This window comes from Paenibacillus sp. Soil750 (assembly GCF_001428045.1).
GTDB lineage: Bacteria > Bacillota > Bacilli > Paenibacillales > NBRC-103111 > Paenibacillus_E > Paenibacillus_E allorhizoplanae.
This window is the reverse complement of the sequence record NZ_LMSD01000012.1, coordinates 1200527-1211876: the sequence shown is the minus strand read 5'-3', so window position 1 is coordinate 1211876 and position 11350 is coordinate 1200527. Positions and strand designations below refer to the sequence as shown.

Sequence of the window (11350 nt, the reverse complement as noted above, 5' to 3'; positions counted from 1 at the left end):
TGGCCAATCTTTCGATTGGCTTTTTTTCGTGAAGGAAGTAAAAATAGTTGCAATGAAAGTAAAAGGATTGGTATACGCTTTCAAATCTACAACAGATATAATGAGGGCACAGAAGTTCAAATCCAGCATCTCGGAGAGGAGAGATCCAAGAAATGAAAGCCTCAGTCCCTGCCACCTCATCCCATTTGCTGACAAGCAAGCGAGTCAATCGCCATCCGCTGCTGAAGTATTGGGATCTTTATTTGATGGTTCTGCCAGCGCTTGTGTTCCTGCTAGTGTTCAAATATGGACCGATGTACGGAGTCGTGATTGCTTTTAAGGACTACAACATTATGCAAGGCGTACTTGCAAGTAAATGGGTCGGTCTTCAGTATTTTCGTGAGTTATTTATGTTCGATGAGTTTCCGAGGGTGGTTATTAACACGCTAGTTATCAGCTTGATGAAATTGGTTGTCGGGTTCCCGGCACCAATCCTGCTAGCGCTACTGCTTAATGAGCTTCGGTTGGTGAAATTCAAGCGCTGGGTACAGACGTTTACGTACCTGCCGCATTTCATTTCCTGGGTCGTTATCGGCGGAATCGCTGTCGACTTGCTGTCACCGAGCAGCGGTATTGTGAATAAAGCGATTCAAGCATTTGGCGGTGAGCCGATCTTCTTCTTAACTAGCGAGAAGTTATTCCGCTGGATTCTCGTGTACACCGATGTATGGAAGGAAGCCGGCTGGGGCGCTATCATTTACCTAGCGGCATTGCTCAGCATCAATGAGGAATTATTCCAGGCAGCGACAGTAGACGGGGCAGGACGGCTCCGACAAATCTGGCACATCTCCCTGCCGAGCATCCGCTCAACGATTATTATTCTGCTTCTGCTGCGAATTGGTCATTTACTTGATGCTGGTTTCGAGCAGGTGCTTGTGATGTACAACCCGACCGTATACGATGTCGGTGATATTATTGATACGTATGTATTCCGAGTGGGATTAGGGACCATGCAGTTCGGACTGACAACGGCTGCTGGGCTGTTTAAATCAGTCATCGGTTGTGTGCTGTTAGTTATTGCCAATACGCTTGCCCGGCGAATGGGTGAGGAAGGAATTTACTAACCTAGAGAGGTGGTGCCTGTGTGATTCGTACTAGAGGAGAAACAGTATTCGGTTATTTTAACGTGTTCATACTTTCCGTCATATCACTGTCGATGATTCTGCCGTTCATACACGTGGCAGCCAAAGCGTTCAGCAGTGAAGCACATGTGCTAGCCAAGGATATCCTGTTATGGCCCAAAGGTATAACCACGATTTCCTTTGAATACGTGCTTTCAAATAAGCAATTTTACTATTCGTTTGGTAACTCGGTGTTTATTGCCATCGTCGGGACGATAATCAGCATGACGCTAACGGTGCTTGCAGCTTATCCGCTTTCCCGCAAGGGCCTGCCCTACACTCGCTTTCTGATGTTACTGTTCGTCATTACGATGTTCTTCAGTGGAGGACTGATTCCGACGTACCTTGTCGTAAAGCAAGTTGGGCTGCTTAATTCACTATGGTCGCTCATTTTGCCGACTGCGCTGGCACCGTTTAATATGATCTTAATCCGCAACTTCTTCATGGGCGTACCGGACTCGCTGGAGGAATCTGCTCGAATGGACGGTGCCTCCAACTTACGAATTCTGACCTCAATCTATCTGCCGTTGTCTGTACCTGCACTGGCTACCGTCGGCATGTTCTACGCGGTTGGCTATTGGAATGCTTTCTTTCAAGCGATGATGTACATTACCGATCGGCAGTTAATGCCGCTTCAAATGTTTCTGCTTCAACTCGTAACCGATGAGAAGTCAGCTGACCTAGTCGTGAATGATGTATTTCGCGAAGTCACCCCAGAAACGATCCGGGCGGCGGCAATTCTGTGTGCAGTAGTTCCCATTCTGTTTGTGTATCCGTTCATTCAACGGTATTTCGTCAAAGGGGTTATGTTGGGTGCTGTCAAAGGGTAATGGCCAACCTGCGAAAACACCTGTTTTTTTATATAAACACTTTAGGGGAGGTTTTATTCGATGAGAATTCAAAAAGCAGTGCTTGTGGGCATGTCATCTGTCCTGTTGGTCGGGCTTGCAGTAGGTTGCAGTAGTAATAATACTGCTCCTGCCAGTACCAATGCTGGAGCGACAAGTTCAAGTGGATCAGTCAAAAACAAGGAATTGAAAGTGATGCGCATGTATCATCCTGCCATGGAACAATACAAGGGCAGTGACACGATTAACGACAACAAGCTGGTGAACGTGCTTAAAGAGAAATCCGGATATAACGTGAAATTCGAGTCGCTGCCTAAGGACAATCCAAACCAGAAGATATCGATCATTTTAGCCTCAGGTGATGTACCGGATATTATGTGGATCCCTGGCAAATCCGACTACTTTAAGCTGGCGCAGCAGGGGGCATTTGAGCCGCTTGATGAGTTAGTTAAAACAAATATTCCTAATCTATCTTCATTTCTGCCCAAAGAAATTCTCGACGCCTCCAAGCTGGATGGTAAAATGTACGGCATTCCAGTACGTGTTGCCCAAAAGGTTGGCAACGGCCTTCTGGAGCGCTCGGACATACTGAAGGAGCTCAGTCTGAAAGAACCGACGACGATGGACGAGATGTATACGACGCTTAAAACAATCAAAGAGAAAAAGAATATGGCGCCTCTCACAGGTGCCGCTGGAAATCCGGGTGCGTTTATGGCGTCCTTCCTGCCGTACGCATCTGCGTTTGGGGTAGGTAACTCAACGGTAACTAAAAATGGTAAGTTAGAATTCGCGTGGCTGCAACCGGAATATAAAGAATACCTCACGACCATGAAGAAATGGTATTCCGAAGGTTTAATTGACCAAGAATTTGCTATCAATAAAGACATTAAGGACAAAATGATCAACGGCACTGCCACTTTTGGCACGGTGTATTGGGGTGATGCGCTGACGATCGATACATCCATCAAGGATAAAAAGACCGGAGGAACCTTGCAGTACATCGCACCTGTTAGTGGCAAGAACGGAGCAGCAGGCTTCCAAGAAGAAGGTATTCCAGGCAGCTACATCGTTATTCCGAAGCAAGCTAAGAACAAGGAAGGCGCAGCTGCCTTCATCAATTACATCATGAATGCAGATACGGACAAATTTTTGACTTACGGAATTGAAGGTCAGGATTACAAGGTAGAGAACGGGCAAATCGTGCAGACACCGGAACAGAGCAACAATATTCCATGGCGGACACTATACTTCTTTGGTGACAGCGACCCGAGCTTCAATGCACGTTTGAAGGTAAAAGGATTCCTTCCGTATTACGAGCCCTTGCTGAAATTCAAGCAGAATCGTGAAGAAACCTCCTACGCACCTTCGATTGAGGCGTACGACACGAAGTTCACAGAGCTGCGCAACTATACAGAAGAAAACGCGTTGAAATTTATTATGGGTAAACGCGATCTAGGCGAGTTTGATAAGTTTGTGCAGGAGTTCAACGCCAAGGGCGGCAAGACAGCTATCGATGCGATGAACGAATGGTTTACCAAAAAGAAATAAGAAACTTTGGAGGCTTCATACATGAAGAAGGATATTGCAATCATCCTCAACCATCCGGATTTAGTGAGTTTTTGGGACTTTCAAGAAGGGCCTGGGCAAGCACGCCACTCGATGGGAAGACAGCCATATGCCCTGAAGGAAGGTGGAGGGCCGGTAGAACGAGACGATGAAGGCGTATTCGGTCCATACAGCGCACTGCTGGAGGAAGGGAAATGGTTTCGAATCCCCCGTGAACACCTCCAAGATCTGAACATGCATGGTGAGAACGCTAAGGTGACGGTAGCAGCTTGGGTTAAACGCAGAAAGAAATCCAATAATGAATGCGAATTTGTTGCAGGCATTTGGAACGAAACGAATAAGAGACGCCAATATGGACTTTTCCTGAATTTATCGATTTGGGAGAGCAGCCAACAGGTGTGCGGCCATGTATCTTCCGTAGGCGGCCCGACACCTGGCTATCGCTGGTGCATGGATTCATCTATCGGTAAAACGGAGATTCCTCTTGAGGAGTGGCATTTTGTTGCTTTTACTTACGACAGCCAGTATGTGCGGTCCTATGTAAACGGGATACTGGATGAACGCCCGATCCGTAATCCTTATCATTACCCGGGCGGCCTTTTCGATGGCGGGCAGGATGGTGCTGATTTTACCGTTGGCGCAGTGGATCGTTCTCAGGAGATCGGTAATTTCTTTGTCGGCAGCATCGGTGGATTAGCAATTTATAACAAAGCGTTAACCAATGAAGAGATGTACCAACTGGCTTGTTTGTAAAAGAGGAAGGGTCCCACTAGCCATGGTTGTGGCGGGGGACCCTTTTTTGCGTTCATGCAGGGAATATGGTTGTGTAGCATGTGCGAATTGATGCGAAAGTGCAACCATTTCTGCCTTCAATGATAGTTTTGGCACTTTGTGGGTCCTGAAAGATGCTCATTCGCATTTATTTATAGAGGAATGGCCGTTTCCCTCTGAAATGGATGCCTTATTGCATCTTTGACTATTTACGCTCGCACTTTTGGTGGTTCCCTACAAGTCGCTGTCATTGCCTTCCATCTATTCGAAGAAATTAAGTTGCAACAGCTTTCGGTTGTGTCGGGGCTTAACACGAGCTATTTGTCCCAATTGTTCAAAAAGGAAACTGGATTAACGCTGACAAATTACATCCAATGGGAACGTGTTGAGGAGGCAAAGAAGCTGCTCGACCATTCCAATGACACGATTTCCATGATCGCTGCGAGACTCACCTTCTATGATCAAGCCCATTTCGTTAAGGTTTTCAAGAAACACGCGGAGGTAACGCCAAAGCAATATAGAAATCGTCGTTAGAGGACGAGTGAATCGCATTCGTAAGGAGGTTGTGGCCCTCTATAGGGCTTTTTTGCGTTATAATCTGAATTTGTAATCTGTTGCCGTCATAAAATGAAGGAGAAAGTAGTGGTAATTATTCTACAAAAATGAAAAATAAAAATTAAAGGGGAAGATGAACATGCAAATCGCACGTAAATTTGCTTCAGTACCCTCCAAGTTACAGGGCGGCCGCACCCAAGAACTCATGGATAAAAGACAAGCATTCGTACCCAGAGGTGTTGGCAACAATACACCCATTTTTGTTGAAAAGGCAGAAGGGGCATTGATTTATGATGTGGATGGTAATGTGTTCATTGACTTTGCCGGTGCCATCGGAACGCTGAATGTGGGCCATTGCCCGCCTGAAGTTGTCAAAGCTGTGCAAGAACAGCTTGAAAAATATATTCATCCTTGCTTTCATGTCGCTATGTATGAACCCTATCTACAGCTAGCTGAGAAATTGGCACAAATTACGCCTGGCAGCTTTCCAAAGAAAACGATCTTTCTGAATAGCGGTGCAGAAGCGGTTGAAAATGCAGTGAAAATTGCTAGGAAATTTACAGGGAAATCAGGTATCGTCTCCTTTTCTCGAGGATTTCATGGTCGGACACTCTTGGGCATGTCGCTTACAAGCAAGGTCAGACCCTATAAGTTCCAGATGGGTCCGTTTGCTCCGGCCACCTACAAAGCACAATTCCCGTATCCGTTGAATCGTCCGCCAAGCATGTCGGAGACAGATTATGCGCTTTATTGTGTTCAGCAATTTCAGGATTTCCTCCTTACCGAGGTTGCACCGGAGGAGTTAGCAGCGGTCATCATGGAGCCGATCCAAGGTGAAGGTGGCTTCATCGTTCCTCCAAAGGAATTTGTTCAAGGTATATATGAGATTTGCAAAAGTAAACAAATTCTGTTTATTGCCGATGAAATTCAAACAGGTTTCGGACGTACGGGAGAAATGTTCGCTTCGACACATTTTGGGATTGAGCCCGATTTGATGACGATGTCCAAATCTATTGCGGCAGGCTTGCCGATATCGGCGGTTACGGGACGCTCGGAGATTATGGATGCACCTGCACCTGGCGAAATTGGTGGGACCTATGGTGGAAGTCCACTGGGATGTGTGGCGGCATTGGCGGTTATCGAGAAGTTGGAACGCGAGAATCTCGTAGAACGATCACGTGTTATCGGTGAGACGATCCGTGGATTCTTTACGGACTTACAGAAGACAATCCCGCATATTGCCGAGGTACGTGGATTAGGTGCGATGTGTGCAATCGAATTCGTACATCCCGATACGAAAGAACCTGATAAAGCGAATACAGCTGCGATTCAAAAAGGCTGCTATGAAGCAGGGGTCATCCTATTAAGCGCTGGGGTGCACAGTAATGTGATTCGTTTTCTGACCCCGCTTGTCATCACAGATGATGAGCTTGCTGAAGGCCTTGATATTATCCAGCATGTTATAATTGAGCAATATGCCGAAGAGGGAAAGTAGGGAGTACAGATGAAAAGGCATTTGTTTATTAACGGACAATGGAAAGAAGCAGCTCGGTACGAAGCACTTTACTCACCTTTTTCAGGTGAATGGATTGCAGACGTGGGGTATGCGAATGAAGTAGAAACGGATGAAGCGATCCAAGCTGCGCAAGCAGCTGCACCGGTCATGGCCCAGATGCCTGCGCACGAACGTACGACTATTTTGAATAAAGTCGCTGAAATAATAGAAAAGCGGAAAGAGGAGCTCTCTCATCTCGTGGCTATGGAAGCAGCTAAGCCGCTCAAGACCGCACGAGGCGAACTCGCTCGGACAATTCAAACGTATAAATTCGCTGCGATGGAAGCAAGTCGAATCCATGGAGAAACAGTACCTCTGGATGCAGCTCCTGGCGGAGAGGGACGCATAGCCTTTACGCTGCGCAAACCGCTGGGTGTGATCGCGGCGATAACGCCATTTAACTTCCCCTTTAATTTGGTAGCGCATAAAGTCGGCCCTGCAATCGCAGCGGGGAACACGATAGTACTCAAACCCGCGGGGCAAACACCACTCTCCTCCTTGATACTTGCTGAGATTTTCCAAGAAGCGGGACTTCCGAAAGGGGCACTGAATGTTATACCTGGACCCGGTGCGGTTGTGGGAGAGAAGCTCGTGAGCGATCCTCGGGTGAAGGCTGTTACCTTCACAGGTAGTCCTGCCGTCGGGATTGCTATGAAAAACAAAGCTGGTTTAAAGCGAGTTACCTTAGAGTTAGGTTCGAATTCAGCTTTACTGATAGACAAAGCCTACGAGATTACAGATGAGTTAATCAGCCGTTGTGTGCTCGGTGCATTTTCATATAGTGGTCAAGTATGTATTTCCATTCAGCGGATATTCGTCCATGAGTCACATCATGATGATTTTATGAATAGATTCAAAGCGCAAGTGGAGAAATTGGTTATCGGTGACCCGCTGGAAGAGACAACGGATGTATCGGCGCTGATTAGTGAGAAAGAAGTCCGTCGGATGCAGAATTGGGTAGACAGTGCGGTCTCCAAAGGAGCCGTTGTGATCACCGGCGGCAAAGAGTTGAATTCTCGGCTATATCCACCGACCATTTTGACGCATGTAGCTGCTGATGAACCTATTTCCTGTGAAGAGGTGTTCGGACCAATTGTTACGGTTTCTTCTTTCACCTCGCTGGATCAAGCGATAAAGGATGTGAATCAATCTCGCTATGGACTACAAGCAGGCATCTATACGAACGATATCCGTACCGCGATGCGTGCTGCAGAGCAGTTGGAAGTAGGCGGCGTCATGATTAATGATTTCCCTACATTCCGTGTGGATAACATGCCTTATGGCGGTGTGAAGGAAAGTGGATTCGGACGGGAAGGTGTTCGATATGCGGTTGAGGAGTTGACGGAGCTGAAGTTCATTTCAATCAAGTTATAGGCGTGGATGAACAAAGGAGTTAGGTGGAAAAAAAGAAGAACCGGCAGAAATGCCGGTTCTTCTTACTAAATATGTATTTACACACAAGGAAGCTTTATGTTAGAGTACAAAGACTATTGTCTGTTAAGTTAAACATAAGACATAGATATTATATTTTATCTTTAATTAAATTTTAGCATGAAGAACGACTGGTTGTCAAACATTATTTTGTTTTTTTCACACAAGACCCAAAAGGAGCGTGTTCGTGAAGATGATCAAGGTGAACGAATGGCAGCAAGAACAAGAGCGTTTAGATATGGTTACGGAAAAATTACGATCTGCAATTGTCGAAATTGAACCAGAGGTAGTCGGGTTGCGGGATCAGGTAACGGACTTCCGCAAGCGGTTTTGGGAAGAAGTGTCGATCAACACGAGCACGCATGAAGATTTCGAAGAGGCATTCTATAGTATTAGACAGCAAGAAGCGTTGTTATCGGAACGGGAGCGCAGTCACCAGCAGCGGATGCAACGGTTGAAGAGTATGAAGCGGTTGCTGCCGTCGCCTTATTTTGGGCGGATTGATTTTCAAGAAGATGGTATTAGCTTCAGCGAGCACATTTATATTGGCGTTTCGTCTTTCGTTGATGTGGACGGTTTAAGCTTCCTAGTGTATGACTGGCGAACACCGATTGCAAGTATGTACTACGACTATTCCCCAGGAGCTTCGGCCTATGAAACGCCAGGGGGACGCGTTGAGGGAGAAATGACAATGAAACGGCAATATCACATCGGCGATGGTCAATTAAAGCGTGTGTTCGACACAAGTGTTACCATTGGCGATGAATTGCTCCAGGAAGTGCTTGCCCAAGGTGCAAATTCACAAATGAAGAGCATTGTAGCGACCATTCAAAAGGAGCAAAATGCCATCATTCGCAACGATAAGACTCGAATGCTCATTGTGCAAGGAGCGGCAGGGAGTGGCAAGACGTCAGCCGCTTTGCAACGTGCAGCCTACTTATTATATAAGCACCGCGATAAACTTAAAGCGGACCAAATTGTACTTTTTTCCCCGAATCCAATGTTCAACAGTTATGTATCAACGGTTCTTCCCGAGCTCGGTGAGGAGAATATGCAGCAGACGACTATTCAAGAATATCTCGTGTATTGGCTTGGATCCACGTTACAGCTGGAGAGCCCATTCGATCAGATTGAATATATACTGACATCATCATCTTCTCCCGAGTGTGAAGCACGACGAATTGGGATTCACTATAAAGCATCTGAGGTTTTTCTCCATGCCCTGCAGCAATACGCGGTATGGCTGGGGAAAGAAGGCATGCTATTCCGCGGCATCCATTTCCAGGATCGTGAATTAATTACCGCGGAGGAAATCCAGTTGCAATTTTATAGCTATGACCATACAATCCGTCTGGCTAATCGAGTCGCTCTTTTACAGGAATGGATCCTGAAAAGGCTGACAACGCTCGAGCGTAAAGAACAAAAAGCGCATTGGGTTCAAGATGAACTTGATTACCTCGACAACGAGCAATATGCCGAAGCTTACAGAGAGTTGCTCAAGAAGTATCAGCAGGAAGCAGAGGTAGTCCTTCATATGAATGAGCAGCTTCTGGATGATTATGGACAGTTTCTTGGCAAGGAGCAAGACGACGAGCATAATGTTGATTTTGCCATGCAGGAAATAGAAGATCTGCTTCGGAAGATGATTGTGAGTGGACATTATAAGCAATTGAGAAATGACGTAAAACGATTTAAGTTTATAGATATCATCGGTTTGTACGATCAGTTGTTCAGCGATGAGGCAGCTTATCGGAACATGACGAACGAGACTGTGGTGCCCGAACAGTGGACGGAAATTTGTAAGCAAACGAAGGAAAAGCTGAGTAGGCTCGAACTGTTTTATGAGGACGCGGCGCCGTTCTTGTGCTTGAAAGAATGCGTAGAGGGAACTCGGAGGAACACGAATGTGCGGCATCTCTTTGTCGATGAAGGACAGGATTATTCACCCTTCCAATTCTATTTCCTTAAGCAGCTATTTCCCCGCGCCAGCATGACCGTGCTCGGAGATTTCAGTCAAGCGATCTTCCCGCAAGCAACCAATCTGTCCGAGGTGAATTCGCCACTGATTAAGCTATATGGCCAAGATGAAACGAATCTGATTCGACTTGTTCGAAGCTACCGCTCCACCCGTGAGATTGTGGAGTTTACGAAGGCGTTGTTGCCTAGCGAAGAAATCGTACCTTTTGAGCGGAGTGACCAGAAGCCCGACCTCATTAAGGTTAGTGGCAGTGCAGAGAGAGCTGAACGAATGATAGAGCATCTCGCTGAACTGAGGGCAGAGGGGTTTGAATCAATTGCCATTATTACGAAGACTGCAGAGGAGAGCCGAGAGGCTTATGAAGTGTTGATGTCTCAGGGCTCTGAGACGCTGAGACTCATTACGAAGGATACGTTGACTTTTGAGAAAGGGACGATGGTCATTCCTGCCTATCTAGCCAAAGGGGTCGAGTTCGACGCGGTATTGATTTATGATGCCTCATCACAAGTGTATAATCGAGAGAGCGAACGTAAGCTATTTTATACCGGATGCACGCGCGCGATGCACCGGCTCCTGCTCTATACAACAGGGGAATGGACACCATTTATCCAGTCACTGGATCCGAATTTATATGAGGTAGAGGGTTAACGGAAATGTTACTAAAAAATGAGCGATCCGTCAGTGAGTAGGGGTTTTATTCACCTACAGTTTGAGGTACGATAAGTGATGGGGTTATTTCCCAAGATGTGAGGTAAGCCGCATGAGCAAACGGAGGGGACACAACTGGAAAACTTTGCATGCTTATATGTCGTGCGCGGTGAGCCCTATCGAGCGGGCACTTGCGTGAATTTGAGTGAGGATGAAACAATGGTTGGCCGGGTATCCAATGAAATAACGCCGGATTTGGCTTTCACGAACGCTTTTATTTCCCGAAAGCATATCATCATTCGCAAGGAGCAAAGCAAGGCGGTGCTCTATGATTTGGGAAGTCTTCATGGTACTGAAATTAATGGCGAACGACTAACGCCGCACACACCTTATCCACTTAACAATTTTGATATTATTAGGCTTGCCAAAGGGATGACCGTCATCCATTTCTCATATATGTTTGCCGATCAAACCCTTGAAATCGAACCGCTCAGCATCACAAGACAGCTAGAAATCCCCAAACTCCCTTTAGAAATAAGTTGGGAGAAAAGGGAGTGCGTGGTGGAGGGCAGGCGAATCCCTATGTCGGAGAAAGAATATCTATTGATCCGTGTGCTGTATGAGCATACAAACCGACTCGTTCTTTTTGAGGAAATTAAATCCAAGGTATGGCCAGAGAGGTCACCGGGAGCAGAAGGTTTCTCGGATGTGACGCTCGATGAACTGAACGCTCTGGTCTATCGGGTGCGCAAAAAATACGGAAAAGATACCTTTCTCATTAGTGCCGTGCGCGGCGGCGGTTATATGCTCGAATCCGAATTGAAATCGTCATAACGAA

The 11350-nt window shown here is 46.5% G+C and carries 9 protein-coding genes; all 9 read left to right on the top strand.

Annotated features, from left to right (window positions below; translation table 11 throughout):
- Window positions 1–152: 152 nt before the first annotated feature.
- The 9 genes from ASL11_RS17205 (at window position 153) to ASL11_RS17165 (ending at window position 11346) form a co-directional block, all read left to right on the top strand.
- The gene (locus tag ASL11_RS17205) at window positions 153–1103 is read left to right on the top strand and encodes an ABC transporter permease (RefSeq protein ID WP_056616877.1); all 951 of its coding nucleotides are present in this window, start codon (window positions 153–155) and stop codon (window positions 1101–1103) included.
- A gap of 20 nt (window positions 1104–1123) precedes the next feature.
- Entirely contained in the window at window positions 1124–1990 is an 867-nt protein-coding gene (locus ASL11_RS17200) for a carbohydrate ABC transporter permease (RefSeq protein WP_056616874.1), read from the top strand.
- Between the two features lie 60 nt (window positions 1991–2050).
- Window positions 2051–3556, top strand: coding sequence for an extracellular solute-binding protein (locus ASL11_RS17195; RefSeq protein WP_056616871.1), 1506 nt, complete (start codon window positions 2051–2053; stop codon window positions 3554–3556).
- A gap of 21 nt (window positions 3557–3577) precedes the next feature.
- Window positions 3578–4327, top strand: coding sequence for a LamG domain-containing protein (locus ASL11_RS17190; RefSeq protein WP_056616868.1), 750 nt, complete (start codon window positions 3578–3580; stop codon window positions 4325–4327).
- Window positions 4328–4546: 219 nt separating this feature from the next.
- Window positions 4547–4879 (top strand): helix-turn-helix domain-containing protein, encoded by a 333-nt coding sequence (locus tag ASL11_RS17185; RefSeq protein WP_056616864.1) that lies wholly within the window; start codon window positions 4547–4549, stop codon window positions 4877–4879.
- A gap of 160 nt (window positions 4880–5039) precedes the next feature.
- Window positions 5040–6395 carry a 4-aminobutyrate--2-oxoglutarate transaminase gene (gene gabT, locus ASL11_RS17180; RefSeq protein WP_056616860.1) on the top strand — a complete coding sequence of 452 codons (1356 nt, stop codon included), beginning with the start codon at window positions 5040–5042 and terminating at the stop codon, window positions 6393–6395.
- Between the two features lie 9 nt (window positions 6396–6404).
- Window positions 6405–7829, top strand: coding sequence for an aldehyde dehydrogenase family protein (locus ASL11_RS17175; protein WP_056616856.1), 1425 nt, complete (start codon window positions 6405–6407; stop codon window positions 7827–7829).
- 250 nt (window positions 7830–8079) lie between these two features.
- Complete coding sequence (helD, locus tag ASL11_RS17170) at window positions 8080–10512, top strand: RNA polymerase recycling motor HelD (RefSeq protein ID WP_056616854.1); 2433 nt, start codon at window positions 8080–8082, stop codon at window positions 10510–10512.
- A 195-nt stretch (window positions 10513–10707) separates the two neighbouring features.
- The gene (locus tag ASL11_RS17165) at window positions 10708–11346 is read left to right on the top strand and encodes an FHA domain-containing protein (RefSeq protein WP_235550484.1); all 639 of its coding nucleotides are present in this window, start codon (window positions 10708–10710) and stop codon (window positions 11344–11346) included.
- Window positions 11347–11350: the final 4 nt, after the last annotated feature.

What these genes read in the sequence shown, in the direction of transcription:
- ASL11_RS17205 (WP_056616877.1), top strand. Translation starts at nt 153, where the DNA reads ATGAAAGCCTCAGTCCCTGCCACCTCATCCCATTTGCTGACAAGCAAG.
- ASL11_RS17195 (WP_056616871.1), top strand. Translation starts at nt 2,051, where the DNA reads ATGAGAATTCAAAAAGCAGTGCTTGTGGGCATGTCATCTGTCCTGTTG.
- ASL11_RS17190 (WP_056616868.1), top strand. Translation starts at nt 3,578, where the DNA reads ATGAAGAAGGATATTGCAATCATCCTCAACCATCCGGATTTAGTGAGT.
- gabT (WP_056616860.1), top strand. Translation starts at nt 5,040, where the DNA reads ATGCAAATCGCACGTAAATTTGCTTCAGTACCCTCCAAGTTACAGGGC.
- ASL11_RS17175 (WP_056616856.1), top strand. Translation starts at nt 6,405, where the DNA reads ATGAAAAGGCATTTGTTTATTAACGGACAATGGAAAGAAGCAGCTCGG.
- helD (WP_056616854.1), top strand. Translation starts at nt 8,080, where the DNA reads ATGATCAAGGTGAACGAATGGCAGCAAGAACAAGAGCGTTTAGATATG.